The organism is Faecalibacterium sp. BIOML-A4 (assembly GCF_009679665.1).
Classification (GTDB): Bacteria; Bacillota; Clostridia; order Oscillospirales; family Ruminococcaceae; genus Faecalibacterium; species Faecalibacterium taiwanense.
Genome location: NZ_WKZG01000008.1, coordinates 91,678 through 117,010, shown reverse-complemented (window position 1 = coordinate 117,010; position 25,333 = coordinate 91,678). Strand labels below are relative to the sequence as shown.

The window sequence follows — 25,333 nt, the reverse complement described above, 5'->3', positions numbered from 1 at the left end:
TCCTCCGCAAAAACCTCTCCCCTTCGGGAGAGGTGGCACGGCGCAGCCGTGACGGAGAGGGTTTTTGTCAGAAAAGAGGATTTGAAATGAGAAGCGACAATGTGACCAAGGGTTCGGAGCGCGCCCCGAACCGAAGCCTGTTCTATGCACTGGGTTACACCAAGGAAGAGCTGGAGCGCCCGCTGATCGGCGTGGTGAGCGCCTACAGCGAGATCGTGCCAGGCCATATGAATCTGGACAAGATCGCCGATGCCGTCAAGGCCGGCGTTGAGATGGCAGGCGGCACGCCCATCCTGATCCCCGCCATTGGCGTGTGCGACGGCATCGCCATGGGCCATGTGGGCATGAAGTACAGCCTTGCATCCCGTGAGCTGATCTGCGACAGCGTGGAGACCATGCTCATGGCCCACCAGCTGGACGGTCTGGTGCTGGTGCCCAACTGCGATAAGATCGTGCCCGGCATGGTGATGGCAGCGGTGCGCATGGATGTGCCCGCTGTGGTCTGCTCCGGCGGCCCCATGCTGGCCGGTACCTACGGCGGCGAAGAGGTCAGTCTTTCCAAGATGTTCGAGGCTGTGGGTGCCTACAAGGCCGGTATGATCACCGAGGATCAGCTGGAAGACTGCACCTGCAACTGCTGCCCCAGCTGCGGCAGCTGCTCCGGCATGTACACCGCCAACAGCATGAACTGCCTGTGCGAGGCCATCGGCATCGCACTGCCCGGCAACGGCACCATTCCTGCCGTCTACTCTAAGCGTCTGCAGCTGGCAAAGCACGCCGGTATGGCCATCATGGATATGGTCAAGAAGGGCATCACCGCACGCCAGATCATCAACGAGCGCTCCATCCGCAACGCTCTGACCTGCGATATGGCTCTGGGCTGCTCCACCAACACCGTGCTGCACCTGCTGGCCATCGCTTATGAGGCCGGTGTGCCCATCGACCTGAAGCTGTTCAATGAGATCAGTGCCAAGACCCCGAACCTGTGCCATCTGGCACCGGCCGGCCCCACCCACATGCCGGACCTGTACGCCGCAGGCGGCATCCCCGCCGTGCAGGCAGAGCTGGCCAAGAAGGGCCTGCTGGATCTGGATGTGCCCACCGTTACCGGCAAGACGCTGGGCGAGAACATCAAGGGCGCACACATCCTGAACGACAAGGCCATCCGTCCCATCGACAACCCCTACTCCCAGACCGGCGGTCTGCAGATCCTGTGGGGCAACATTGCACCGGACGGCTGTGTGGTCAAGCGCAGCGCCGTGGCCCCCGAGATGCAGCAGCATTCCGGCCCGGCCCGCGTGTTCAACAGCGAGGACGAGGCCATTGCTTCCATCTACGCGGGTAAGATCGTCCCGGGCGATGTGGTGGTCATCCGCTACGAAGGCCCCAAGGGCGGCCCCGGTATGCGTGAGATGCTGAACCCCACCTCCGCTCTGGCCGGCATGAAGCTGGACAAGACAGTGGCCCTCATCACCGACGGCCGCTTCTCCGGCGCAAGCCGCGGTGCGGCCATTGGCCATGTGAGCCCGGAGGCTGCTTCCGGCGGCCCCATCGGCCTGATCGAGGAGGGAGATACCATCAACATTGATATCCCCAATGCCTCCATCACGCTGGAGGTCAGCGACGAAGTCCTGGCCCAGCGCAAGGCAAAGTATGTTGCACCCGAACCCAACATCAAGACCGGCTGGCTCAGCCGCTATGCACGCATGGTCACCAGTGCAAATCTGGGCGCCGTGCTGAAGTAATTTGATGATCTAAGCAAAAACAGAGGGACGACCCCGCGTCGTTCCTCTGTTTTTTGTTTCCTGCAGGCTATCTGTAAAAAATCGGCAAAGCCCGCAGGCTCTGCCGATCTGTGATCCGAATTATTCTCCGTGGCCGAACAGCACCGCACGGAAGGTGCGGAAGATGATACGCCAGTCTACCAGAAAGCTGCGTTCCTTGACGTACTTCACATCCAGTGCCATCCATTCGTCAAAGCTCAGCTGGTTGCGGTGCGGCGCGATTTGCCAGTAGCAGGAAAGGCCGGGCGCGGGTCAACCTTCATCTTGAACACCGGGCCGTCCATCTCGTTGTCCTTCAGCATTGAGCAACAAAACTGCACATTTTATTATAGCATCATGCATCCCAGTGGATTGCAAGCAGGATGCGGAGGTTTCAACTGATATACCGGAAAATGTGAAAAAATACAGGGGGCTGCACTTTACCCGAACAGGCTCTTTGTATTGTGCATATATACGGAAAGGACTAATCCGACGCAGATATACAGCATCAGCACCGAGCTGCCGCCCGCAGAATAAAAGGGCAGGGTGACGCCGATGACCGGCAGCACCCGCAGATTCATGCCTACATTCACGGCGATCTGAGCCATCAGAGCACCGCCGATGCCGGCGCAGATATAGCTGCCCAGCAGGTCCTCGCTGCGCGCACCGGTGGCAAAGGTCTTGATCACCAGTGCCAGCAGTGCCCCCAGCACGATGCACAGGCCCACAAAGCCAATGACATTGCCCATCCAGCTGAGAATAAAGTCGTTGTGGGCATTGGGCACGCTGTAGTACCGGCCGCTGAACAGGCCGTTGCCGAAGATGCCGCCGGAGCCGATGGCGATCTCGCCGCGCTGCTGCTGGTAGATGATGTTTTTCCAAGTGGCTTCGTTGGGTGCCCAGCCGGTGGAATTCTCCGGGTCGATAACGGCCAGAATGCGGTACCACTGGTAGCCCTTGCCGATCTTATCGCTGAAAAAGGCAAACGCCGCCGCCACGGCCACAGCTGCTGCCGAAATGGCACCGATGATATACTTCCAGCTCAGGCCCGCTGCAAACATCATGCAGCAGCCGATGATGGCGTAGATGATGGCGGTGCCGTCGTCGCCCTGAATGTGGATGATAAGGATGGGCACGGCCAGATGCAGCAGAAGCTTTACCAGCTCCTTTGGCTCGTTGATGCGGCTGCGCACATTGTTCAGGTGCATGGCAAAGGTAAGGATAAAGCTGATCTTTGCCAGCTCCGTGGGCTGGAAGGTAAAGCCGCCCAGCTTGTACCAGGAGTAGTTGTCGGTGTCACCGGCGTTGAAGCCGATGGTCAGCGGGCCGATGGCCACATTGCGGATGAACAGCGTGGGCAGCACCAGACCCCATGTCAGGGCTACATGCACCGGCCACACCTTGACAAGGCTGCGGTAGTCGATGCAGGAGAGCAGCAGCGCGATCACGATGCCAAGCCCGGCTGCTGCCGCCTGCACCAGCGCGCGGCGGTAATCGCCGATGCCGGTAATGGCACCAGTGATCTCGTCCGTGGCAAAGCCGTTGCCCTGCTTTGCGGCCCAGGAGGCAAGAGCCACCACCGCCATGGTGCTGCTGAAGATGCACAGCAGCAGATAGATCTTATCCGTTCGTTTAAAATATTGTCGAATGCTTTCCAAGAAAGCACCACCTTTCGTTCCCAGATGCACACCGGGTTTTGCCGCTGCAGCGGGCAATACCAACCCAGTCTATCCTATTATACACAGCCTGCACACCGTTTGCAATCCACCGGGTGTGACAGCTTTGCAAAATCCGCACGAATGCTTGACAAAGCAGACCGCACCATCTACAATGAAGGTGCAGCAGAAAGCTCCTTTGCAGAGCGCCTGCCGCGCAAAGAAAATGGCAGGAAGATGCCTGCTGGAAAAGGGCGGCGTGCCGCATTGGGCGGCAGATATGCCCGGAGGAAATGGGAATGGAACACGATATGCTCCGCCGTTTTGGGTGTGCACTGTGCGCTCTGGCTTTCGCGCTCACAGCGCTGCCCACAGCGGCTTTTGCACAGCAGCCGGAAGAACAGGCGGCTGTGCAGCAGAGCCTTTCGGCCACAGATGTGCGCGAGATGCAGCAGGCAGACGCTGCTGTGACCGCACTGACCGGAGGCAGCGACTATGCACAGATGACCGAGGACGAGCGCACAGATGCTGCTTTGCAGCAGCTGGATGCGCTGACCGCACAGGGCCTTGTGAAGCAGGGATCTGTCTACACCGATGCCGAAAACGGCATGATCAGCTTTACCTACAGCTGCGGCGCGCTGGGCGGCATCTTGCTTACCGACCCGGAGGAGGAGAACACCGCAGCCCTGCCGGAGCTGGACGAGAGCCAGCTGCAGGAGCTGGCAGAGAACAAGCGGGTGGGCACGGCGGCGATCTATTATGCGTTTGACAACACGATCAACAGCACCCGCTACCCGTATTATGCCTACATGCAGACCTATTGGGATTCGGTGGGCCTGCAGACGGATCTGGATACCACCGTTACCGTATCCGACCTGCGCAGGATGGGCCGTTACGACCTGTGCATCCTGAGCACCCACGGCGCGTACTACACCTATGAATACGGCTGGCTGTTCAAAAAGACCGCCACGGAACCGCTGATCCTGCTGACCGAGAGATCGGATTTCTGGAGCGATCTGCGCTATGGCTTTGACCTGCTGGCCCACCGCGTGGTCAAGGTGAACGGTATGTATGCCGTCAACGGCGATTTCTTCCGCAGTGCCTACCGCGGCAATGGCATCGTGCTCAGCGAGACCTGCGAGTTCTACGGCAAGAACGGCCATGTGGACACCTCTATGGCAGACGGCCTGCTGGCAGGCGGTGCCAAGGCGGTGATGGGCTATGTGAACAATGTCTACTCGGTGTATTCCCGCAGTATGCTGTGGGCCGCTGTGAACCGGATGATCGAGGGCGAAACGCTGGAACAGGCCGTGGACTATGCCAAGAGCATCTACGGCACCGATGATATCATCTGGTACAACGAGCAGGGCGGCAGACGGCCCCATGCGGCGGCATCCTATGCGATGCTCAGCGGAGACCGAAGCGCTGCACTGCCCAACCCCTACACGGCAGCGGATGTGGATGCGGCGGCGTAAGCAACACACGGCATTGCACTTTTGCACAAAGTATATTATACTAAAGGACGGCAGAGCATTCTGCCGTCCCTTTTGCTTTATAAAATGAGGTAAGCTTCATGTCAGAATATATCACCCACTCCCGCGCCGAGACGGTGGCGCTGGGTGCCCGTATGGCCGCAGTGCTGGCACCGGGTTCGCTGGTTGCGTTCACCGGCGGGCTGGGCGCGGGCAAGACCGCTTTTACCGAGGGCCTTGCCGAGGGCCTTGGCTGCACCGACCCGGTGTCCAGCCCAACCTTTGCCATTGTGAACTACTACCGCGGCCCAAAGCCGCTGGCGCACTTTGACCTGTACCGTATTTCCACTGAGAACGACCTGTGTGCTGCAGGCTTTTACGATTATTTGGATCAGGGGGCCATTGTAGCAGCAGAGTGGAGCGAGAACTTTGCAGACCTGCTGGCACTGGAAAACCCCATCCGGGTGGATATCCAGCGCGTGGACGAAAATACCCGCAGGATCACCATTGAGGGGGTAACGCTATGAACATCTTAGCTGTGGATACAGCGGGCAAAACGGCTGGTGTGGCTCTTTTGCAGGATGACCGCCTGCTGTACGAGGTGTATCTGGACGCAGGCATGACCCACAGCGAAACGCTGATGCCCATGATCGACACCTGCCTGAAGATGTGCGGCATGACCTGTGCAGATATTGACTTGTACGGTGTCAACGCAGGCCCCGGCAGTTTTACCGGGCTGCGCATCGGTCTGGCGGCGGTCAAGGGTCTGGCCTTCCCGCGGGAAACGCTGTGCGCACCGGTCTCCACGCTGGAAGCACTGGCCGCAGCCCACACGGGCGAGGGCACCGTGCTGTGCGCACTGGATGCCCGCCGTGCGCAGGTATACAGTGCCGCGTTCGACCTTGCCACCCACAGCCGCCTGCTGGAAGACGATGCCCGGGCGGTGGCAGATCTGGCCGATTTTGTAGAAAATTGCAAAAAGCCCCTGTTTTTTGTTGGTGATGGCGCATCTCTGTGCTATAATAAATACGGCAGTGTGCCGGGCGTGCTGCAGGCACCTGCGGCCCTGCGCGGCGGGCGTGCTGCTGCAGTGGCCCTTGTGGCAAAGCAGATGGCCGAAGCCGGAAAGGCTGTGCTGCCGGAGGCTCTGCTGCCGGACTACCACCGCCTGAGTCAGGCCGAGCGGGAGCGCGCAGAGCGCCTTGCAGCAGAAGCTGCAGCCAATGCCGCCCAAAACAAGGAGCAGGCATAAAACCCTGCGTGACTGAGAGAAAGGAACATTTCCATGGCAAAACCCATTGCACTGGCCGCTGACCACGGCGGATTTGAATTGAAAGAAGCTGTCAAGGCGCATCTGAAGGAGCTGGGGCTGGAATACATCGATTTTGGCACCCATAGCACCGACAGCGTGGATTACCCCGATATGGCCGTGCCCGCCTGCGATGCAGTTGTGAGCGGCGAGTGCAGCAAGGCACTGCTGTTCTGTGGCACCGGCGTGGGCATCAGCATGGCAGCAAACAAGATCAAGGGCATTCGTGCCTGCTGCTGCTCTGACAGCTTCAGCTGCGAGTATACCCGCCGCCACAACGACGCCAATGCTCTGTGCATGGGCGGCCGCGTGGTCGGCCCCGGCCTTGCCTGCCAGCTGGTGGATCTCTTCCTGAATACGGAGTTTGAGGGCGGCCGCCATCAGCGCCGCATCGACAAGCTGACCGCACTGGAGAACCGCTGATCATGGCGAAGCGTATGCGGAGCTGTTTTAAATCGTAATCTTGGACCCGATAGAGTTATCTATTTAAAATAAGGAGCGTGTTTTTATGACCCCGATGATCGTTGAGCATCCGCTGCTGCAGCACAAGCTGAGCATTCTGCGCAACAAGCAGACCGGCACCAAGGAGTTCCGTGACCTCGTTGGCGAGATCGCGACCCTGCTGTGCTACGAAGCGACCCGTGACCTGCCTCTGGAAGAGGTGGAGATCGAAACACCCATCACCATGGCAAAGACCAAGGTGCTGGCTGGCCGCAAGCTGGCTCTGGTGCCCATCCTGCGCGCAGGCATGGGTATGCTGGACGGTATGCTGACCCTGCTGCCCGCCGCAAAGGTGGGCTTCATCGGCCTGTACCGCGACGAGGAGACCCTGCAGCCCGTGGAGTACTTCTGCAAGCTGCCGCAGGATATCGCAGAGCGTGATGTTCTGGTTCTGGACCCGATGCTGGCTACCGGCGGCAGCGCCATTGATGCCATCACCCAGATCAAGAAGCATGGCGCAAAGCGCATCAAGTTCATCGGCCTGATCGCCGCTCCGGAAGGCATCAAGGCCCTGCACGAGGCACACCCCGATGTGGACATCTACCTCGGTGCACAGGACGACCACCTGAACGAGAACGGCTACATCGTTCCCGGTCTGGGCGATGCTGGCGACCGTATCTACGGCACCAAGTAAATTTGATTGCACACATAACATAAAAGGAGCGGCTCCGCGCGGAGCCGCTCCTTTTGTGTTGTATGAAACCCTCTCAGTCAAAGCCTGATGGCTTTGCCAGCTCTCCCGAAAGGGAGAGCTTTTTGCATCTGACGGAAAGCACCGATAAAGCTCCCCCTTCGGGGGAGCTGTCACCGAAGGTGACTGAGAGGGTTCGTCTTTTTCAAATCTCGGCCAGAATGGCATCGCCCATGGCGGTGCAGCCAAGGCAGATGCAGCCCTCGCTCATGTTGTCGGCGGTGCGCAGGCCCTTGTCCAGCACCTTGTTCACGGCGGTCTCAATGGCATCGGCCTCCTCGGCCATGCCGAAGGAGTAGCGCAGCATCATGGCGGCAGACAGGATGCAGGCGGTGGGGTTCACGATGTCTTTGCCCGCAATATCGGGGGCCGAGCCGTGGATGGGCTCATACAGGCCGCGGGTGCCGTCGCCCAGAGAGGAGGACGGAATCATGCCGATGGAGCCGGTGATCATGGAAGCCTCGTCCGACAGGATGTCGCCGAACATGTTCTCGGTAACGATCACGTCGAACTGGGCGGGGTTCTTGACGATCTGCATGGCGCAGTTGTCCACGAACATCTCGCTGTATTCCACATCCGGGTATTCGGCCTGCAGGCGGTGCATCACACTGCGCCACAGGCGGCTGGTGTCCAAAACGTTTGCCTTGTCCACACAGCACAGTTTCTTGCGGCGCTTGCGTGCGGTCTCAAAGCCGATGCGGCCGATGCGCTCGATCTCGTGCTCCGCGTAGGGCATGGAGTCGATGGCCTGCTTCTCGCCATTCTCGAGGGTGTGGGTCTCGTGATTGCCAAAGTATACGCCGCCGATCAGCTCACGCACGATGATGAAATCGATGCCCTGTGCCACGATCTCGGGCTTCAGGGGGCTGGCAGGAGCCAGCTGGGGCCAGATCTTGGCCGGGCGGTTGTTGGAGTACAGGCCCATGCCTGCACGCAGACGCAGCAGGCCCTTCTCCGGGCGCTGCTCACCGGGCAGGCCCTCCCACTTGGGGCCGCCCACGGCACCCAGCAGGACGCTGTCCGCGGCAAGGCACTTGTCCAGCTCGTGCTGGGGCAGCGGGTCACCGTACTTGTCAATGGCTTCGCCGCCCATGGCAGCGTCGGTGTAGTGGAAGGTGTGGCCGTACTTTTCGGCCACCTTGTCAAGCACGCGGATGGTTTGCTTGACGATCTCCGGGCTGGAGCAGTCGCCCCAGATGACAGCGATGTTTTTTTCCATTGGGAAACTCCTTCTATCGGTTTGAACCCTCTCAGCCAATGCCTATGGCATTGCCAGCTCCCCCGAAGGGGGAGCTTTTCAGGCGGGTAAGGTATTGCTTGTTGTTTATCCTAGAAGAAAATACATTCGGGAAGATGCCAAAAAGCTCGCCCTTTGGGAGAGCTGGCGCGAAGCGCCTGAGAGGGTTACTGCTGCTTCGCCTTGATGGACTTCATCAGTCCACCGGCAGAGATGATCTCCTGGATGAACGGCGGGAAGGGCTCGGCGTGGAACACCTTGCCGCTGGTCTCGTCGGTAATGACACCGGTGTCAAAGTCCACGCTCACGGTGTCGCCCGCATTGATGGCATCCACAGCCTCCGGGCACTCCATGATGGGCAGACCGATGTTGATGCTGTTGCGGTAGAAGATGCGGGCAAAGCTCTTGGCAATGACCACCGAGATGCCGGCGGTCTTGATGCACAGCGGTGCATGCTCACGGGAGGAGCCGCAGCCGAAGTTCCAGCCGCCTATCATGATGTCGCCGTCCTTCACCTTCTTGACGAAGTCCTTGTCGATGTCCTCCATGCAGTGGCTGGCCAGCTCTTTGGCATCCTGCGTGTTCAGGTGGCGGGCCGGGATGATGACATCGGTATCCACGTTGTCCGGGTATTTGAAAACAGAACCTTTTGCGTTCATTGTTGTGCTCCTTTCCGATCAGACCGTGCGGGGGTCGGTAATATAGCCGGTGAGGGCGCTGGCGGCGGCGGTGGCGGGAGAAGCAAGGTAGACCTCGCTCTTCACATGGCCCATGCGGCCCACAAAGTTGCGGTTGGTGGTGGAAACGCAGCGCTCGCCCTCGGCCAGAATGCCCATGTAGCCGCCCAGACAGGGGCCGCAGGTGGGGGTGGACACGATGCAGCCTGCATCAATAAAGGCAGTGGTCCAGCCGCGCAGGATGCATTCTTTGTAAACGGCCATGGTGGCGGGGATGATGATGCCGCGCACGCCCTTGGCAATGTGCTTGCCCTTGAGCACGTTGTAGGCGGCTTCCATGTCCTCCAGACGGCCGTTGGTGCAGCTGCCGATCACAACCTGATCGATCTTGATGTCCTTGCCCTCGCTGGCAAGGTGGGTGTTCTCGGGCAGGTGGGGGTAGCTGACGGTGGGCTCCAGCTTGTCCAGATCGATCTCAATGGTCTTTTCGTACTCGGCATCCGGGTCGGCCTCAAAGAACACCGGCTCACGCTGGCTGCGGCCCTTGAGGTAAGCCTTGGTCACATCGTCCACAGGGAAGATGCCGTTCTTGGCACCGGCTTCGATGGCCATGTTGCAGATGCACAGGCGGTCGTCCATCGTCAGGCTGGCAACGCCCGGGCCGGTGAACTCCATGGATTTGTACAGCGCACCGTCCACACCGATCATGCCGATGATGTGCAGGATCAGGTCCTTGCCGGAGACGCGGGGGCCGAACTTGCCCTTGAGCACGAACTTGATGGCAGAGGGTACCTTGAACCATGCCATGCCGGTGGCCATACCGGCGGCCATATCGGTGGAGCCGACGCCGGTGGAGAAGGCACCCAGTGCACCATAGGTGCAGGTGTGGCTGTCCGCACCGATCACACAGTCGCCTGCGGTCACGATGCCTTTTTCCGGCAGCAGGGCGTGCTCAATGCCCATCTGGCCCACATCGTAGAAGTTGAGGATATCGTATTTGTTGGCGAACTCGCGGCACTGCTTGGACTGGGTGGCGCTCTTGATGTCCTTGTTGGGCACAAAGTGGTCCAGCACGATGGCAATGTGCTCTTTGTCGAACACACCGTCAAAACCGGCCTTTTCAAACTCGTTGATGGCAACCGGGGTGGTGATGTCGTTGCCCAGCACGATGTCCAGCTTTGCATTGATGAGCTGGCCTGCCTTGACCTCGGCAAGACCGGCATGTGCGGCAAGAATTTTCTGCGTCAGGGTCATTCCCATGATGGTACTCTCCTTTTATCTGTTGGTAGAACTCCTTCCGTCACGGCTTGCGCCGTGCCAGCTCCCTCAAGGAGGGAGCCTCTGGCGAAACGGGAAGCTTTTCCACACTGCCAAGGGCCCCATCTCCGAGGGGGCTGTCTGCGAAGCAGACTGGGGGAGTTTCTTTATTTATTATTGATGGCGCTCACCAGTGCCTTGATGCCAGCCACGATGATATCGGTGTCGGTGCCGGCACCCCAGGTGACGGTGTTATCGCCCCAGACAAGGCCGACGTAGGAGGCAGCGCGGGAGGTGGAGCCTTCGTCCAGACTGTGCTCGGAGTAGGTCTCGAGGTGGAACTCCATGCCGGTGGCACTCTGGATGGCGTTTGCCACAGCGTCCAGACGGCCGTTGCCCACCGAGGTGACCACCTTGCGCTGACCATTCAGCTCCAGCGTGACGGTGGCGGTGATGCCGCCCACCTGTGCAAAGTGGGCTTCCAGAACGTTGAGCGGCTTGCAGCGGTTGAGGAAGGCATCCTCGAAGATGTGCAGCACCTCGTTTGCGCTCAGCTCCTTGTGGCTGTGGTCGGAAACGCTCTTGACCTTGTAGCCCAGCGCCTCGCGCATCTTGGGCGGCAGGTTGTAGCCGAAGTTCTGTTCCAACACAAAGCCGATGCCGCCCTTGCCGCTCTGGCTGTTGATGCGGATAACATCGGCATCGTAGGTGCGGCCGATGTCGTGGGGGTCCACCGGGATGTAGGGGCAGGTCCAGCGGTGCTCGCCATGCTCCTTGCGGTAGGCCATGCCCTTTGCAATGGCGTCCTGATGGCTGCCGGAGAAGGCGGCGAACACCAGCTGACCGGCGTAGGGGGTGCGCTCGTAAATGTGCATCCGGGTCACCCGCTCGTAGGTGGCGCAGATGTCCGGCATATCGGAGAAGTCCAGCTTGGGGTCCACGCCGTGGCTGTACATGTTCATGGCCAGCGTCACCGCGTCCACGTTGCCGGTGCGCTCGCCGTTGCCGAACAGGCAGCACTCCACCCGCTGTGCACCCGCCAGCACGGCCAGCTCTGCGCAGGCCACGCCGGTGCCGCGGTCGTTGTGGGGATGGGTGGAGATGATGACGCTGTCGCGGTATTTCAGGTGCTTGTCGCAGTACTCGATCTGGTTTGCGTAGACATGCGGCATGCTCATTTCCACGGTAACGGGCAGGTTGATGATCATGGGGCGGTCCGGGGTGGGCTGCATGATGTCCAGCACGGCGTTGCACACATCCACGGCATAGTCCACCTCGGTGCCGGTAAAGCTCTCAGGGCTGTACTCGAACAGGAAGTTGCCCTCATACTCTTCGCTCAGCTGCTTGACCAGCTTTGCGCCGTCGGTGGCGATCTGCTTGATCTCCTCCTTGCTCTTGTGGAACACCTGCTCGCGTTGGGCCACAGAGGTGGAATTGTAGAAGTGGATCACCGCGCGGGGAGCGCCCTTGACGGCCTCAAAGGTCTTGCGGATGATGTGGTCGCGGCACTGGGTCAGCACCTGCACGGTGACATCCTCGGGGATCATGTTCTTCTCGATCAGGGTGCGCAGGAACTCGTACTCGGTGTCGCTGGCGGCAGGGAAGCCCACCTCGATCTCCTTGAAGCCGATCTTGACCAGCATCCGGAAGAACTCCAGCTTTTCCTCAAGGCTCATGGGCACGATCAGGGCCTGATTGCCGTCGCGCAGGTCCACACTGCACCATGCGGGGGCTTTTTCAATGTGATCCTTCTTTACCCAGCTGTCATAGCCTGCGGGTACCGGGTAGTAACCCGGAGCGTACTTGGTTGCGTCCATCATTTGCGCGTCCTCCCAAACAATTTACACTTCTTGCTCCATGCTCTTTGTGAGCGTCCTTGCCCTCTCAGTCTCACATTCGTTCGACAGCTCCCCCAAGGGGGGAGCCCTTGGCAAAACCGAAAACTTTGCCGTACTGCCAAGGCCTCTCACTTTGGGAGAGGTGGCACGGCGTAAGCCGTGACGGAGAGGGCAAGCCTGCTTCCAAAAGGCAGATATACGAAAAGGCTCTCGTCTTTCAAGGCGAAAACCTTGAGAGACGAGAGCCTGTAAAGTTCAAACTACAGGGCACCCGTGGTACCACTCTCTTTGCTGCGCCTTTGGGCACAGCCGCTTTGCACGATCGGCTTTTTGCGGCGAATCGCTGTCCTTGTAACGGTGGACATCCGTCAGAGCCTACTTGTGTGTTCAGCCCTGCCGCTCAGGGGCCAGTAACCGAAACCCTCTGCACCCGCCTTGCACCACCCGGCGGCTCTCTGTACGCAGAAGAAAATCGTTTTTTCCCCGTCAACGCATTTGTGCTTTTTTCAAAGTGGACTAAGTTTAGCATGATTCGCGGGCAGTGTCAAGCAATCTGACTCATTCTCAAAATGAAACAATTTCACAAAATAAGGGGCAGAATTTTCCAAAATTGTGCACCGGTCGATTCGACGCATTTTTCGGTCGATTCGTGTCAAACGAATGCCCGGGGGTGGGTACGGGTGTATGATAGGCTCAAAGATATAACAGAGGAGGTACACCCTACATGAAACTACGTACCCGTAAATTCCTTGCCGGGCTGCTGAGCCTTGGCCTGCTGCTGCAGGCGGCAAGCCCCCTCAGAGCATTGGCGGCGCAGTTGCAGCTGTTATTGTTGGCGGCGCAGCAGTCTGGGGCGGCTACGAGATCGCTACCCGGGTGATCCTGCACAACATCCTGCCCGAGGGCGCAGAGATCCCCGCAAACCGCGGCCAGCTGGCACTGCTGGTGTGGAACACCGCAGGCAGACCTGAACCTGTGAACACCCCGGCTTTTGCGGATGTGGCAGATGCCGACACCGCCAAGGCAGCCCAGTGGTGCGTGGAACAGGGCATCATGGAAGCCAAGACCGCAGAAACCTTCAAGCCGGAAGGCTGGACCCCCAAGCTCAAGGTCATTGAGGTCTGGAACAAGGCGTTCCCCAAACAGTAAACCTATACTAAACCAAAGAGAGCGGCTTCGGCTGCTCTCTTTTTGTATGCAGAGGGAACCTTTGTTAACAAACTGCTAAGTTTTTGGAAAGTTGTGCTCGAATTGCTGTTGCGCCCGGTTTTACTGTGCTATACTACTTGCATCAGGAACCAAAGGAGGAATTGCCACATGAAAGAAGTCAAACCTTCCAAAAAGCCGCTGGCGATCTACTACGCCATTGTGCTGGCGGTCCTGCTGCTGCTCAACCTTGTGCTGCTGCCGTGGATGAGCGAGCGTCAGGTGGAGGAAGTGGACTACGGTACCTTTATGACCATGACCGAGGAAAAGAACATCGGCCGTGTGGATATCGAATCCAACCAGATCATTTTTACCGATAAAGAGGAAAAGCAGGTCTACAAGACCGGCCTGATGAACGACCCGGAGCTTACCCAGCGCCTGTATGATGCCGGAGCACAGTTTTCCAGCGAGATCGTGGAGCAGGGGTCGCCGATGCTCAATTTCCTGATCTGGTTCCTGCTGCCCATCCTGTTGTTCAGCTTCATCGGCAACCAGATGAACAAAAAGCTGATGGAAAAGGCCGGCGGCGGCCCGGGGTCCATGATGTTCGGCGGCGTGGGCAAATCCAATGCCAAGGTCTATGTGCAGTCCACCCACGGCATCCGCTTTGCGGATGTTGCCGGTGAGGATGAAGCTAAGGAAAACCTGCAGGAGATCGTGGATTACCTGCACGACCCCGGCAAGTACGAGAGCATTGGCGCATCCATGCCCAAGGGCATTCTGCTGGTGGGCCCTCCGGGCACCGGCAAGACCATGCTGGCTAAGGCCGTGGCAGGCGAATCCAACGTGCCGTTCTTCTCCATTTCCGGCTCTGAATTCGTGGAGATGTTCGTGGGCATGGGCGCATCCAAGGTGCGCGACCTGTTCCGGCAGGCCAAGGAAAAGGCCCCCTGCATCGTGTTCATCGATGAGATCGATGCCATCGGTCAGAAGCGCAACAGCGGCAATCTCGGCGGCAACGACGAGCGTGAGCAGACTTTGAACCAGCTGCTCACCGAGATGGACGGCTTTGAGAGCAACACCGGCGTCATCATTCTGGCGGCTACCAACCGCCCGGATTCGCTGGACCCGGCGCTGACCCGTCCCGGACGTTTTGACCGCCGTGTGCCGGTGGAGCTGCCCGACCTTAAGGGCCGCGAAGAGATTTTGAAAGTGCACGCCAAAAAGGTGGCGCTGGCCCCGGGCATCGACTTCAACACTGTGGCCCGCATGGCTTCCGGTGCATCCGGTGCGGAACTTGCCAACATTGTCAACGAAGCAGCTCTGCGCGCTGTGCGTGCAGGCCGTAAGAGCGTGACGCAGGCCGATCTGGAGGAGAGCATCGAGGTGGTCATTGCAGGCTACCAGAAGAAGAACTCCATCCTCACCGACAAGGAAAAGTGCATCGTGGCCTACCACGAGATCGGCCATGCACTGGTGGCGGCCAAGCAATCCAACTCTGCCCCTGTGCAGAAGATCACCATTATCCCCCGCACCTCCGGCGCACTGGGTTACACCATGCAGGTGGACGAGGGCAACCACTACCTGATGAGCAAGGAAGAGCTGGAAAACAAGATCGCCACCCTTACCGGCGGACGCGCCGCCGAGGAAGTGGTGTTCCGATCCATCACCACCGGTGCCTCCAACGATATCGAGCAGGCCACCAAGCTTGCCCGCGCCATGCTTACCCGCTACGGCATGAGCAAGGACTTTGACATGGTGGCGCTGGAGACCGTGAACAACCAGTATCTGGGCGGTGACACCTCGCTGGCCTGCTCGGCGCAGACCCAGCGCGAGATCGACCAGAAGGTGGTGGAGCTGGTCCGGGCCCAGCACGAAAAGGCTGTCCGCATCCTGACCGACAACCGCGCCAAGCTGGATGAGCTGGCACAGTATTTGTACCAGAAAGAGACTATCACCGGCGAGGAGTTCATGGAGATCCTGAACCGGGAACCGGCACAGGCCCAGTGACCCCGGCGGCAGAGCTGCCAAAAATTTTTTTTAGCCTGCTGCAATAATCCCGCCGCCGCATCCGTTTATAAGACAGATGCGGCGGTTTTGTATTACACCGCATGGCAGACCATGGTTTTCCACAAAACAAAAATGTGCGGTGCAAAACCGCCGTCAACGGAGGTATTCCAAATGAAACTGAACCATAAATTTGTCCGTACCGTCACCACCACCGCTGCAGTGCTGGGTGCTGCCGCCATGCTGAGCGTGGGCGCATTTGCCGCAGAGGCAGACATCAACGACCCTGCTGCCGCAGGCTATCTGCCCCCGCAGGAGCAGATGGTGCAGGGGGATATCGCCCTGCACAGCGCCGATGTGGCGATCGGCGAAAAGGACCCCACCTACGGCGGCTACGGCGCACCGGAGGGAAACCCCATTCAGGGAAATATCATGCTGATCTCCGGCGATGAGCTGGCCGCCCCGTCCGCAGATGCAGCGGCGAAAAAGAGCGAGGCCCGTTACACCGTCAAGGGCCTGTTCGGCAGAGAAGTGCTGTACACTGCCCGCCAGAAGGACAGTGTGCTGACGCTGGATGTGCCCGCCGGTTCTGCTACTTTCCGCACCACCGTGCAGGACATGCAGACCCTGCTGAACGAGGGCGTGAGCACGCTGGTGGTCCAGACTGAGAAGGGCTCCACCACCCTGAACCTGTCTCTGCTGGTGGAGGGCCAGAAGGGCACCGACCGCGTGGTGCTGCGCCGACTGGGCGAAAACACCTTCCTCACCGTGGGCCTGCGCTGCCGCCGCGATTTGATCGTGGGGCGCTGACCGCTGAGATCAAATGATGAAAGGGCTGCTGCACGCAGGGATGTGCAGCGGCCCTTTTTGCGCTTTTCTGTTAAGTTTTTGAAAATTTGCGCAGATGTCTTTGCAAAGTCTGCCGGGAGATGTTATAGTTAAATTGAAACAGTATGCATTCCCGATAGAAAGGAAAAAACGCCATGGAGCATTTTGTGGAGTTTGAGGACGTTTGCAAATACTACCAGACCGGCAGTGTGAAGATCGCCGCCGCAGACCACCTGAATTTCTATGTGGATAAGGGCGAGTTCTGCATCATCGTGGGGCCTTCCGGCGCAGGTAAGACCACCCTGCTGAACATCCTTGGCGGCATGGACAGCTGCGACGATGGAAACGTCTGGCTGGACGGCCAGAATGTGAGCCACTTTACCGCCAGAGAGCTCACCACCTACCGCCGGTACGATGTGGGCTTTGTGTTCCAGTTCTACAACCTTGTGCAGAACCTGACCGCACTGGAGAATGTGGAGCTGGCCAGCGAGATCTGCCGCGACCCGCTGGACCCCAAAGAGACCCTGCGCGGTGTGGGTCTGGGAGAGCGGCTGAACAACTTCCCGGCCCAGCTTTCCGGCGGCGAGCAGCAGCGGGTGTCCATTGCCCGCGCACTGGCCAAAAATCCCAAGCTTCTGCTCTGCGACGAGCCCACCGGTGCACTGGATTACAAGACCGGCAAGCAGGTGCTGGCCCTTTTGCAGGATACCTGCCGCCGCACCGGCCGCACGGTGATCGTTATTACCCACAACACCGCCCTGACGGCGATGGCAGACCGCATCATTCAGGTGCGCAGCGGCAAGATCGTCTCCAATCAGGTCAACGAGCACCCTGTGCCGGTGCAGGAGATTGAGTGGTGAGAGCTGTGCTGAAAAGTTATCGTAAAAACATCCTGCGGGAAATGAAGGACAACCTGAGCCGCATGGTCTCGCTGTTCGGCATCGTAGCGCTGGGCGTGATGATGCTGACCGGCCTGATGAGTTTTGCGCCCAGCATGCGCATCGCCGGGCAGAAATACTACGTGCAGCAGAACGTGTTCGACCTGCGGGTGCTGTCCACGCTGGGCCTTTCGGAGGAGGACATTGCCGCCATTGCCGCCGTGGACGGCGTGGAGGCTGTGCAGCCGGTGAAATATCAGGACGTGGAGGCCCAGTGGCAGGGCCAGAGCGAGACGGCGGTGGTGCGCCTGCAGCAGCTGCCCGCCGACCCCGGGGCCGACACGGCAGAAAATATGAACCGTCTGGTGCTGCTGTCGGGCCGGATGCCTGAGGCCCCGGACGAGTGCGTGGTGCATGTGATGGGCTACGGCGACCCGGTGGAACCGGGCACGGTGCTCACCCTGCCGGAGGACACCGAACATGTGAGCCGGAAGCAGTTCACGGTAGTGGGCACCGTGCAGGACCCGCAGCATTTTTCCACGGACAAGGAGAGCAGCACCGCCGGTGACGGCCAGCTGGATGATATTGTGTTCCTGCCGGAGGGCAGCCTGACCACGGATTATTATACGGCGTGCTATCTCAAAGTGAAAAATGCCGGCCTGTATGATAATTACTCGGACGCGTATCAGGCAGCAGTGGATGACACAGCCGCAAGGGTAAAGGCCATCAGCGGCGCACAGTGCACGGCCCGGCGGGCGGAGCTGATCGAGGACGCCAGTGCAGAGCTGGCCGACGCCCGGGCCGAGTACAACGACAAAAAAGCCGAAGCAGACCGTCAGTTTGCGGAGGCAGAGCAGCAGCTGGCCGATGCACAGGCACAGCTGGACAGCGCCAAAGCCCAGCTGGACGCGGGCGAAGCGGAGCTTGCCGCCAACAAAAAGGCCCTGCCGGATACCATGCAGGGCGGTGCGGACGAGCTGGTGAGCGGCGAGGAACAACTGCTGGAATTTGAGGATCAGCTGCAACAGATCGAGATGCTGGTGAACCTGAAAAAGGTGGCCGACCCGCTGCTGGGCTATGCCGAAACGGCTCTGCACAACGCACAGAAAGCGCTGGACGAAGCGGAACCTGCCGATGAAGAGTACACCGAGCTGCGGGATGCCCTGCAGAAGGCGCAGGATGCTTACGACAACATCAGCGGCCAGCTGAACGGCTATCAGGCCCAGCTGGACGCGGGCAAGCGCCAGATGTATGCACAGGGGCTGATCTCTTCGTCCAGCCTTTCCAACGAGCAGCTGGTGACTGAGGCAAAGGCAGCACTGCGCCAGATGAAGGTAAAGCTTCTGCAGGGGCAGCTGCAGCTGACCACCGGCACGGCCACAGCCTACACCCAGTTTGATGCGGCTCGCACCCGGCTGGACGAAGGCTGGCAGCAGTACAACGACGGCGTGCAGCAGCTGGCCGATTCCCGCGCGGAGTACGAGAGCCGAAAGGCCGATGCCGAACAGCAGCTGGCCGACGGCCTTGCCCAGCTGAACGACGCCGAGGAGCAGGTGAGCCAGATCAAGAGCGGCGAGTGGTATGTGCTGGACCGCAGCTCCACCATGAGCTTTGTCACCTTTGAGCAGTATGCCGACCGCATGGATGCCATTGCACGGGTGTTCCCGGTGTTCTTCTTCCTGGTGGCGGCGCTGGTGGCCACTACTACTATGACCCGCATGGTGGACGAGAACCGCCTGCAGCTGGGTACTCTGAAAGCTCTGGGTTACTCCAACGCAAAGATCGCAGGCAAGTATCTGTTCTATGCCCTCAGCGCCAGCGTGCTGGGCAGCATCGTGGGCATGGTCATCGGTTTTGTGGTGTTCCCACTCATCATCTGGTATGCTTACCAGATGATCTTCAGCATGTCCACCTTTACGCTGCACTTTTACCCCGGCATGGCGGCAGCCAGCGTAGCCATCAGCGCGGCCGTCATCGGTTTTGCTACATGGAACGCCTGCCGTGCCAGCCTGAAGGAAAAGACTGCAGCTTTGCTGCTGCCCCGGGCCCCGGTGGCAGGCAAGCGCATCTTTTTGGAGTACATCACCCCGCTGTGGCAGCACATGAGCTTCTCCCAAAAGACCACAGCCCGCAACCTGTTCCGCTACAAAAAGCGCTTCTTCATGACAGTGCTGGGCGTGGCAGGCTGCACGGCGCTGCTGCTGATCGGTTTTGGCATTCAGGATTCCATCCTGCCCATCGTGGACAAGCAGTCCGGGCAGCTGACCCACAACGATCTCACCATCTCGCTCAGCGATGAAAAGGCGCTGACCATGGAGCAGGGCCTTGCCGACACGCTGGACAGCAGCAGTGCGGTCCACAGCTGGGGCGCGTTCTACACAAAGTCCACCACCCTTTATAATGAAGAGGGCGGGAGCGCCGACGTCAGCATCGTAGGCGCGGAGGACGATGCCCGGATGACCGAATACTTCACCTTCCGCACCCGGGTGGGCCACGACCCCATTCCCTTTGAAGAGGACAGCGTGATCCTGACCGAAAAAACGGCCCTGAATCTGGAGCTGAGCGTGGGCGATACGTTCTATGTGGAGGCTGCAGACGGGAGCCGCGTGCCGCTGGTGCTGACCGGCATTACCGAGAACTACATGTTCACCCGGCTGTATCTGTCCGGTGCACAGCTGGAGAGCCTGCTGGGCGGCACACCGGAGTGGAATACTGTGTACGGCCTGACCGGCTGTACCACCGAGGCGGAGTACAACGCTCTGCGCACAAAGCTGCTGGGCTGCAACTACGTCAGCAGCGTCAGCTTCACCGAGGACACCACCTCCATGTTCGGCAGCCTGATCGGCAGTCTGAACTACGTGGTGGTGCTGATCATCGTGTGCGCGGCGGCGCTGGCGGCGGTGGTGCTGTACAACCTGATCAGTGTCAACCTTGCCGAGCGCAAAAAGGAGCTTGCCACCATCAAGGTGCTGGGCTTCTATGACAAAGAAGTGTACCGCTATATCTTCCGCGAGATCGAGCTTTTGTCCCTCATCGGCTCCGGCGTGGGCCTGCTGCTGGGCGTGCCGCTGCACCGGTTCATCGTCCTGACCGTGGAAATGGATCAGCTCATGTTCATCCGCACCATTGCACCCCGCAGTTATCTGCTGGCAGTGGCATTGACGATGCTGTTCACCTTTGTGGTGTGCTTTGCCATGCGGCGGCATGTGCGGCATATCAGCATGGTGGAAAGCATGAAAGCGCCGGAGTGAGTTTACAAAATCTTCATAAAAAGAACATGGTTTCGCAGAAATTCTTTGGTATGATAATGCTACCGACAGGCGGGGCCGCAACCGCCTGAACGGGTAACATGATTCCTCCTTTACCAAACCAAATACCGCAAAACAAAACACCGCGCCTTGTCTGATCCGCAGCAGACAGGGCGCGGTGTCTTGTTTAAACCGTTAAGTTTTCAGCATCTGCGGCAATGGCATCGGCCTGCTGCTGGGTGAGCACGCGGCACTTGACCATCCGCTTGAGCACCACCTGCATCCGCTTGAAGGCAAGCTCCGGGCTGCTGGCGTAGGTGGAAGGCGCGTTGGGCATACCCGCCAGATAGATCGCTTCGGCATCGGTCAGCTGGGCCGGTTCCTTGCCAAAGTAGCCCTCGGCAGCTTCTGCAATGCCATAATACCCGCTGCCAAAATAGATGGTGTTGGCGTACATCTCAAAGATCTGCTGCTTGGAGTAGGTCTTTTCAATATCAAAAGCAGCAAGCATCTCGGCAGCCTTGCGGGCCAGATGCTTGTCCTGCGTGAACAGCTCGTTCTTGGCAAGTTGCTGGGTCAGGGTGCTGCCACCCTCGGCCAGCGAGTGGGTGCGCAGGTCGGCCAGCAGGGCGCGGGCAATGGCCCCCGGGTCGATGCCCTTGTGGGTCATAAAATGCTCGTCCTCGGTGCAGATGACTGCGTTAATATAGATCTGCGGCAGCGCATCGTAGGAAGTATAGCTCCCGCGGGCACAGATGGTGTCGTACATGGAAGCCACTGGGTAACTGCTGGCGGCACTGCGGTACAGCTGCCTGCCCTGATAAAAGAACCAGCCGCCTGCCAGCAGCCCGCCAAGCAGCAGGATGCAAAGAACAACGAGCAGGCTCTGCTTAAAAAAATGAAAGAAACGATGCAGCATCGAAAAAACTCCTTTGATGATAAAAAAGAACGCTACCATAATAAACGATTTGCAGGGCGTTTGCAAGGAACAGCTTTAGTATAACAATAAAATTTTAAGGTTTTATCAATGGAAAAATAAAAATTTTCGAAGAAGCAGAAGTGTTACTCCTGTTGGAACTGCACAACGGGATGCTGCAAATGCGGGCTGCGCATCGTGCAGAAAACTCAATTTGAAAAAAACTGGAATTAACCTATTGACAAACTAGGTAAGAGGGAATATAATGCAAACAACAAATCCACAAACCTAGTGGGAAAAAGAAAGCAAAGGTTTTGCTTCCCGGTACAGAGCAGATAGAGGTGCCGGTTTGTAGATGAGTGGGAAAGAGTTTTACGGGAAAGGAGGGCACGGATATGAAGCTGATTTGGAACGACCTGCTGCATGCAAACTTCCGCTGTGGGCGAATGTGCGGTGACCGGGCAGAACATCTGGCTGTGAACTGTACGATGCCCTCTTGCTGTGCACGAATGTGTACCCGAATGTGACGTTGACAGAATAGCTTTGAATTGTGTTTGCCCGGTGCGCTTATGTATCACGCATCGGGATTTTTTGTATCAGGAAATTATACTAAAAGTACAAATAGAGAGGTAAAATACTATGTCTAACTATAAATTTGAGACCCTGCAGCTTCACGTTGGCCAGGAGCAGGCCGATCCCGCAACCGATTCCCGTGCAGTGCCTATCTATCAGACCACTTCCTATGTGTTCCGCAACAGCCAGCACGCAGCAGATCGCTTTGGTCTGGCAGATGCCGGCAACATCTACGGCCGCCTGACCAACTCCACGCAGGACGTGTTCGAGAAGCGCATCGCTGCGCTGGAGGGCGGCGTGGCTGCTCTGGCAACCGCCTCCGGTGCCGCTGCCATCACCTACACCATCGAAGCACTGGCACAGGCCGGTGACCACATCGTGGCTCAGAAGACCATCTACGGCGGCAGCTACAACCTGCTGGAGCACACCCTGACCCAGTTCGGCGTCACCACCACCTTTGTGAACGCACACGATCTGGCTGAGGTGGAGAATGCCATCCAGCCCAACACCAAGGCCGTCTATCTGGAAACTCTGGGCAACCCCAACAGCGATATCCCCGATATCGATGCCATTGCAGCCATCGCGCACAAGCACGGCCTGCCGCTGGTCATCGATAACACCTTCGGCACCCCGTACCTGATCCGTCCCATTGAGCACGGCGCAGATATCGTTGTTCATTCCGCCACCAAGTTCATCGGCGGCCACGGCACCACGCTGGGCGGCATCATTGTGGACAGCGGCAAGTTCGACTGGAAGGCAAGCGGTAAGTTCGGCAACATTGCTGACCCCAACCCCAGCTACCACGGCGTTTCCTTTGCCGATGCAGCAGGCCCCGCAGCTTTTGTCACCTACATCCGTGCGATCCTGCTGCGTGATACCGGTGCCACCATTTCGCCGTTCAACGCCTTCCTGCTGCTGCAGGGCACCGAGACCCTGAGCCTGCGCATCGAGCGCCATGTGGAGAACACCAAGAAGGTAGTCGAGTTTCTGGCAAACCACCCGCAGGTGGAGAAGGTCAACCACCCCTCCCTGCCGGATCACCCGGATCACGCCCTGTACGAGAAGTACTTCCCCAACGGCGGTGCTTCCATCTTCACCTTCAACATCAAAGGCGGCCGCGAGGAAGCATTCAAGTTCATCGATAACCTGAAGGTCTTCTCCCTGCTGGCAAACGTTGCTGATGTGAAGAGTCTGGTCATCCACCCGGCTTCCACCACCCACAGCCAGCTGAACGACGAAGAGCTGGCCGAGCAGCAGATCTATCAGAACACCATCCGCCTGTCCATCGGCACTGAGCACATCGACGATATCATTGCTGATCTGGAAGCAGGTTTCGCAGCCGTCCGCGGCGAGTAAATCTTATCCCCTTAAAACCTCCGACAGAATGTGTATGCCTTGTTTTTTCTCCTGATCTCTTCCAAAAATTCCTTATATCCTAAACACAGCAAAATGCCGTCAGCCTTTCACGCCGCCCAAAGCAACACCGCGGACGATGAACTTGGAAAGCAGCAGGTACACGATGATGACGGGCAGAATGGCGATAGCCACCATCATGTAAACCTTGCCCATATCAAACTTGAGGAAGTCTGCACTGCGCAGCTGTGCAATCAGGATGGGCAGGGTCTTTTTGTCGGCGCTGTCCAGCACCAGAGCGGGAATGAAGTAGTTGTTCCAGCTGGCCACGAAGGAGAAAATGGCCTGCACTGCCAGAGCGGGCTTCATAATGGGCAGCACGATCTTGTTGAAGGTGTAGAACTCGCCTGCACCGTCGATGCGGGCAGCCTCTACGATCTCCATGGGAAGGGAAGCGTCCAGATACTGCTTCATGAAGAAGAACACGGTGGGCGCTGCAATGCTGGGCAGGATCAGCGGGATAAAGCTGTTCTTCAGGCCCATCTTGGTGATGAGCTGCAAAAAGCCCAGAGCCGACACCTGCGTGGGCATGGTCATGATCAGCAGGATAATGGCAAACGCGGCCTTTTTGAATTTGAAGTTATAGGCGTAGATGCCGTAGGCCGTCAGGGCCGAGAAGTACACGCTGAACGCCGCCGAGCAGGCAGAGACGATCAGGCTGTTGCGGATGCCGGTGATGACAGGGATGTTAGCATCGGCCAGCACGTTCTGGAAGTTGGTAATGAGCGATTTGCCCGGCAGCAGCGAGAAGCCTTTCTGGATCTCGAAGTGGGTGCGGGTGGAGTTGATCACCAGCACATAGAAGAAGAACAGGCACAAAAAGCTGATGAGCACCAGCACCAGATAACACCATGCGCGGCGTGCAGCCAGTGTTGCTTTTTCCGATTGATTTCTAGGAGTGTGTGCCATAATCATTTCCCTCCTTTTGCTGCCTTTTTGGCGGCGTTCAGTTCTTTGCGCTGGGCGCGGGTCAGGCCGTCATCCTCCTTGGTAAGGGAGAAGTAGACCACAACGCACAGCACTGCGCACACGAGGAACAGCACCACCGAGACTGCACCGGCCATGCCGTAGTTCTTGCTGAACAGGTGGTTGTTCAGGTACATGATCATGGTGGTGGAGGTGCGGTCCGGGCCGCCCTTGCCGTTGGTCAAAATCTGCGGCACATCGAACATCTGCAGGCCGCCGATCATGGAGGTGATCATGACGTAAACAAGGATGGGACGGATCAGCGGAATGGTGATCTTCCAGAACATCTGGTTCGGGGTGCAGCCGTCCAGTTCAGCCGCTTCGTACAGGGTGGGATCCACGCCCATGATCGCAGCCATCAGCATGATGGTGGTGTTGCCGAACCACATCAGGAAGTTCATCAGGCCGATCAGCCCGCGGTTGCCCCACACGGTGTTCAAAAAGCTGATGGGTTCTTTGATCCAGCCCATGCTCAGCAGCACGGCGTTCACCGGGCCGTTGTCCGAGAACAGCGCGAAGAACAGCATTGCAAAGGCGGAGGCCATGATCAGGTTGGGCATGTAGATGACCGTCTTGAAGAAGGTCTGGCCCTTCAGCTTCAGGCGCAGATCGGTGAACCATGCTGCCAGCAACAGGGAAATGGCGATCTGCGGGATAAAGCCGATGATCCACAGGATCAGCGTGTTGCCAAAGTACTTGGGCAGATCGGTGGCGAACAGGGTAATGTAGTTTTTCAGGCCCACAAAGTTCGGGCCAATGATCTTCAGGCCGCTGCGGTAATATTCAAAAAAGCTGTAGTAAATGGTGGATGCCAGAGGGATCAGCTGGAATACCGCGAAGATGATGAAGAACGGCGCAATGAAGATGTAGCCCCATTTCGCGTAGCTGATCGACCCTTTCTTTTTCTTTTCTCCCATAGGATCGCCTCCTGATAAATTTGCGGAAAGAACAGGGGCGG

General features: G+C 58.5%; 22 protein-coding genes, 1 pseudogene and 1 other annotated feature. Of the genes and pseudogenes, 14 read left to right on the top strand and 9 right to left on the bottom strand.

The window, feature by feature from the left end; all coding sequences use genetic code 11:
* Positions 1-86: 86 nt before the first annotated feature.
* On the top strand, positions 87-1,745 hold the full coding sequence (gene ilvD, locus GKG34_RS07315) for a dihydroxy-acid dehydratase (protein ID WP_120020964.1): 1,659 nt from the start codon (positions 87-89) through the stop codon (positions 1,743-1,745).
* Positions 1,746-1,865: 120 nt separating this feature from the next.
* On the opposite strand, the pseudogene GKG34_RS07310 reads toward ilvD, so the two are convergent.
* Together GKG34_RS07310 and GKG34_RS07305 are read right to left on the bottom strand one after the other, a co-directional pair.
* Positions 1,866-2,030, bottom strand: a pseudogene (locus GKG34_RS07310) (sugar transferase); the annotation flags it as partial.
* Between the two features lie 173 nt (positions 2,031-2,203).
* On the bottom strand, positions 2,204-3,421 hold the full coding sequence (locus GKG34_RS07305) for an FtsW/RodA/SpoVE family cell cycle protein (RefSeq protein WP_243139225.1): 1,218 nt from the start codon (positions 3,419-3,421) through the stop codon (positions 2,204-2,206).
* A gap of 296 nt (positions 3,422-3,717) precedes the next feature.
* Between GKG34_RS07305 and GKG34_RS07300 the strand changes: the two genes are divergently transcribed.
* From GKG34_RS07300 to upp, 5 genes are all read left to right on the top strand, one after another.
* Positions 3,718-4,893: a hypothetical protein gene (locus GKG34_RS07300; protein ID WP_044953738.1), complete on the top strand. Its 1,176-nt coding sequence runs from the start codon at positions 3,718-3,720 to the stop codon at positions 4,891-4,893.
* 98 nt (positions 4,894-4,991) lie between these two features.
* Positions 4,992-5,417, top strand: coding sequence for a tRNA (adenosine(37)-N6)-threonylcarbamoyltransferase complex ATPase subunit type 1 TsaE (tsaE, locus tag GKG34_RS07295; RefSeq protein ID WP_005942237.1), 426 nt, complete (start codon positions 4,992-4,994; stop codon positions 5,415-5,417).
* Positions 5,414-6,142 carry a tRNA (adenosine(37)-N6)-threonylcarbamoyltransferase complex dimerization subunit type 1 TsaB gene (gene tsaB / locus GKG34_RS07290; RefSeq protein WP_005942240.1) on the top strand — a complete coding sequence of 243 codons (729 nt, stop codon included), beginning with the start codon at positions 5,414-5,416 and terminating at the stop codon, positions 6,140-6,142. The genes tsaE and tsaB overlap by 4 nt, the downstream gene beginning before the upstream one ends.
* Positions 6,143-6,175: 33 nt before the next feature.
* Positions 6,176-6,622, top strand: coding sequence for a ribose 5-phosphate isomerase B (gene rpiB, locus GKG34_RS07285; RefSeq protein ID WP_005942243.1), 447 nt, complete (start codon positions 6,176-6,178; stop codon positions 6,620-6,622).
* Between the two features lie 85 nt (positions 6,623-6,707).
* Entirely contained in the window at positions 6,708-7,334 is a 627-nt protein-coding gene (gene upp / locus GKG34_RS07280; RefSeq protein ID WP_005942246.1) for a uracil phosphoribosyltransferase, read from the top strand.
* 202 nt (positions 7,335-7,536) lie between these two features.
* On the opposite strand, the gene leuB is transcribed toward upp, so the two are convergent.
* From leuB to GKG34_RS07260, 4 genes are all read right to left on the bottom strand, one after another.
* On the bottom strand, positions 7,537-8,610 hold the full coding sequence (gene leuB / locus GKG34_RS07275; protein ID WP_154255892.1) for a 3-isopropylmalate dehydrogenase: 1,074 nt from the start codon (positions 8,608-8,610) through the stop codon (positions 7,537-7,539).
* Between the two features lie 185 nt (positions 8,611-8,795).
* Positions 8,796-9,287 carry a 3-isopropylmalate dehydratase small subunit gene (gene leuD / locus GKG34_RS07270; protein ID WP_154255891.1) on the bottom strand — a complete coding sequence of 164 codons (492 nt, stop codon included), beginning with the start codon at positions 9,285-9,287 and terminating at the stop codon, positions 8,796-8,798.
* A gap of 18 nt (positions 9,288-9,305) precedes the next feature.
* The gene (gene leuC / locus GKG34_RS07265; protein WP_154255890.1) at positions 9,306-10,565 is read right to left on the bottom strand and encodes a 3-isopropylmalate dehydratase large subunit; all 1,260 of its coding nucleotides are present in this window, start codon (positions 10,563-10,565) and stop codon (positions 9,306-9,308) included.
* 164 nt (positions 10,566-10,729) lie between these two features.
* Positions 10,730-12,382 (bottom strand): 2-isopropylmalate synthase, encoded by a 1,653-nt coding sequence (locus GKG34_RS07260; RefSeq protein ID WP_154255889.1) that lies wholly within the window; start codon positions 12,380-12,382, stop codon positions 10,730-10,732.
* Between the two features lie 249 nt (positions 12,383-12,631).
* Positions 12,632-12,899, bottom strand: a binding site (T-box leader).
* A gap of 225 nt (positions 12,900-13,124) precedes the next feature.
* On the opposite strand from GKG34_RS07260, the gene GKG34_RS07255 reads away from it, so the two are divergent.
* From GKG34_RS07255 to GKG34_RS07230, 6 genes are all read left to right on the top strand, one after another.
* Positions 13,125-13,280, top strand: coding sequence for a hypothetical protein (locus GKG34_RS07255; protein ID WP_154255888.1), 156 nt, complete (start codon positions 13,125-13,127; stop codon positions 13,278-13,280).
* On the top strand, positions 13,277-13,549 hold the full coding sequence (locus tag GKG34_RS07250; protein WP_154255887.1) for an S-layer homology domain-containing protein: 273 nt from the start codon (positions 13,277-13,279) through the stop codon (positions 13,547-13,549). The genes GKG34_RS07255 and GKG34_RS07250 overlap by 4 nt, the downstream gene beginning before the upstream one ends.
* Before the next feature lie 168 nt (positions 13,550-13,717).
* Positions 13,718-15,556 carry an ATP-dependent zinc metalloprotease FtsH gene (gene ftsH / locus GKG34_RS07245; RefSeq protein WP_154255886.1) on the top strand — a complete coding sequence of 613 codons (1,839 nt, stop codon included), beginning with the start codon at positions 13,718-13,720 and terminating at the stop codon, positions 15,554-15,556.
* Between the two features lie 171 nt (positions 15,557-15,727).
* Positions 15,728-16,363, top strand: coding sequence for a hypothetical protein (locus tag GKG34_RS07240; protein WP_044953740.1), 636 nt, complete (start codon positions 15,728-15,730; stop codon positions 16,361-16,363).
* A gap of 173 nt (positions 16,364-16,536) precedes the next feature.
* On the top strand, positions 16,537-17,241 hold the full coding sequence (locus tag GKG34_RS07235; protein ID WP_154255885.1) for an ABC transporter ATP-binding protein: 705 nt from the start codon (positions 16,537-16,539) through the stop codon (positions 17,239-17,241).
* A complete protein-coding gene (locus GKG34_RS07230) occupies positions 17,238-20,510 on the top strand; it encodes an FtsX-like permease family protein (RefSeq protein ID WP_347563435.1) in 3,273 nt (1,090 codons plus the stop codon). The genes GKG34_RS07235 and GKG34_RS07230 overlap by 4 nt, the downstream gene beginning before the upstream one ends.
* A 184-nt stretch (positions 20,511-20,694) precedes the next feature.
* Here the strand turns inward: GKG34_RS07230 and GKG34_RS07225 are convergent, their stop codons facing one another.
* Positions 20,695-21,426, bottom strand: a complete 732-nt coding sequence (locus tag GKG34_RS07225) for a biosynthetic peptidoglycan transglycosylase (RefSeq protein WP_044953742.1) — start codon at positions 21,424-21,426, stop codon at positions 20,695-20,697.
* 392 nt (positions 21,427-21,818) lie between these two features.
* Here GKG34_RS07225 and GKG34_RS16055 point away from each other — a divergent pair, with 392 nt between their 5' ends.
* Positions 21,819-21,950: a hypothetical protein gene (locus GKG34_RS16055; RefSeq protein WP_005942280.1), complete on the top strand. Its 132-nt coding sequence runs from the start codon at positions 21,819-21,821 to the stop codon at positions 21,948-21,950.
* Positions 21,951-22,062: 112 nt separating this feature from the next.
* Entirely contained in the window at positions 22,063-23,352 is a 1,290-nt protein-coding gene (locus GKG34_RS07220) for an O-acetylhomoserine aminocarboxypropyltransferase/cysteine synthase family protein (RefSeq protein WP_120081370.1), read from the top strand.
* 99 nt (positions 23,353-23,451) lie between these two features.
* Here GKG34_RS07220 and GKG34_RS07215 read toward each other — a convergent pair whose 3' ends face one another.
* Together GKG34_RS07215 and GKG34_RS07210 are read right to left on the bottom strand one after the other, a co-directional pair.
* Positions 23,452-24,318 carry a carbohydrate ABC transporter permease gene (locus GKG34_RS07215; protein WP_097774020.1) on the bottom strand — a complete coding sequence of 289 codons (867 nt, stop codon included), beginning with the start codon at positions 24,316-24,318 and terminating at the stop codon, positions 23,452-23,454.
* Between the two features lie 2 nt (positions 24,319-24,320).
* Complete coding sequence (locus GKG34_RS07210) at positions 24,321-25,292, bottom strand: sugar ABC transporter permease (protein ID WP_154255884.1); 972 nt, start codon at positions 25,290-25,292, stop codon at positions 24,321-24,323.
* Positions 25,293-25,333 lie beyond the last annotated feature (41 nt).

Excerpts from the sequence above, each read along its gene's own strand:
- ilvD (WP_120020964.1), top strand. The coding sequence starts at position 87 with ATGAGAAGCGACAATGTGACCAAGGGTTCGGAGCGCGCCCCGAACCGA.
- GKG34_RS07300 (WP_044953738.1), top strand. The coding sequence starts at position 3,718 with ATGGAACACGATATGCTCCGCCGTTTTGGGTGTGCACTGTGCGCTCTG.
- tsaE (WP_005942237.1), top strand. The coding sequence starts at position 4,992 with ATGTCAGAATATATCACCCACTCCCGCGCCGAGACGGTGGCGCTGGGT.
- tsaB (WP_005942240.1), top strand. The coding sequence starts at position 5,414 with ATGAACATCTTAGCTGTGGATACAGCGGGCAAAACGGCTGGTGTGGCT.
- rpiB (WP_005942243.1), top strand. The coding sequence starts at position 6,176 with ATGGCAAAACCCATTGCACTGGCCGCTGACCACGGCGGATTTGAATTG.
- upp (WP_005942246.1), top strand. The coding sequence starts at position 6,708 with ATGACCCCGATGATCGTTGAGCATCCGCTGCTGCAGCACAAGCTGAGC.
- leuB (WP_154255892.1), bottom strand. The coding sequence starts at position 8,610 with ATGGAAAAAAACATCGCTGTCATCTGGGGCGACTGCTCCAGCCCGGAG.
- leuD (WP_154255891.1), bottom strand. The coding sequence starts at position 9,287 with ATGAACGCAAAAGGTTCTGTTTTCAAATACCCGGACAACGTGGATACC.
- leuC (WP_154255890.1), bottom strand. The coding sequence starts at position 10,565 with ATGGGAATGACCCTGACGCAGAAAATTCTTGCCGCACATGCCGGTCTT.
- GKG34_RS07260 (WP_154255889.1), bottom strand. The coding sequence starts at position 12,382 with ATGATGGACGCAACCAAGTACGCTCCGGGTTACTACCCGGTACCCGCA.
- GKG34_RS07255 (WP_154255888.1), top strand. The coding sequence starts at position 13,125 with ATGAAACTACGTACCCGTAAATTCCTTGCCGGGCTGCTGAGCCTTGGC.
- ftsH (WP_154255886.1), top strand. The coding sequence starts at position 13,718 with ATGAAAGAAGTCAAACCTTCCAAAAAGCCGCTGGCGATCTACTACGCC.
- GKG34_RS07240 (WP_044953740.1), top strand. The coding sequence starts at position 15,728 with ATGAAACTGAACCATAAATTTGTCCGTACCGTCACCACCACCGCTGCA.
- GKG34_RS07235 (WP_154255885.1), top strand. The coding sequence starts at position 16,537 with ATGGAGCATTTTGTGGAGTTTGAGGACGTTTGCAAATACTACCAGACC.
- GKG34_RS07225 (WP_044953742.1), bottom strand. The coding sequence starts at position 21,426 with ATGCTGCATCGTTTCTTTCATTTTTTTAAGCAGAGCCTGCTCGTTGTT.
- GKG34_RS16055 (WP_005942280.1), top strand. The coding sequence starts at position 21,819 with ATGAAGCTGATTTGGAACGACCTGCTGCATGCAAACTTCCGCTGTGGG.
- GKG34_RS07220 (WP_120081370.1), top strand. The coding sequence starts at position 22,063 with ATGTCTAACTATAAATTTGAGACCCTGCAGCTTCACGTTGGCCAGGAG.
- GKG34_RS07215 (WP_097774020.1), bottom strand. The coding sequence starts at position 24,318 with ATGGCACACACTCCTAGAAATCAATCGGAAAAAGCAACACTGGCTGCA.
- GKG34_RS07210 (WP_154255884.1), bottom strand. The coding sequence starts at position 25,292 with ATGGGAGAAAAGAAAAAGAAAGGGTCGATCAGCTACGCGAAATGGGGC.